Source organism: Holdemanella sp. DFI.5.55 (genome assembly GCF_020593575.1).
GTDB lineage: Bacteria > Bacillota_I > Bacilli_A > Erysipelotrichales > Erysipelotrichaceae > Holdemanella > Holdemanella hominis.
In genome coordinates this window covers 1-252 of sequence record NZ_JAJDMK010000316.1, presented here as the reverse complement: position 1 = coordinate 252, position 252 = coordinate 1, and the positions used below count along the sequence as shown (strand labels likewise).

Below are 252 nucleotides of genomic sequence, written 5' to 3'. Positions count from 1 at the left end.
ATTGCAGCAGCGTGCTCAAGAGCTGAACCAGCAGCAGCCAGCCATTGATTCGATCAATCAGCAAAAAATTGCTTTGGCAAGCCTACTGCCCCGATATCAAGAAACGGCCGAACTTAAAGAACGCATTCAAACTGAACAGCAAAAACTGGCTAAACTCCAAAAAAGCCAGCAGCAGGTTCAAACCGTCAGCCAGCAGCAGACGGTTTTACTGGAGAAAACGGCACAGCAGATTCAAAGTCTGCAGCAGCAAAC

The 252-nt window shown here is 48.0% G+C and carries 1 protein-coding gene; it reads left to right on the top strand.

Features of this window, described 5'->3' with window-relative positions; genetic code table 11:
- Nucleotides 1–252, top strand: a 252-nt coding sequence (locus LJE08_RS14240) for a hypothetical protein (protein WP_227403611.1), incomplete at both ends; no start/stop codon positions are given.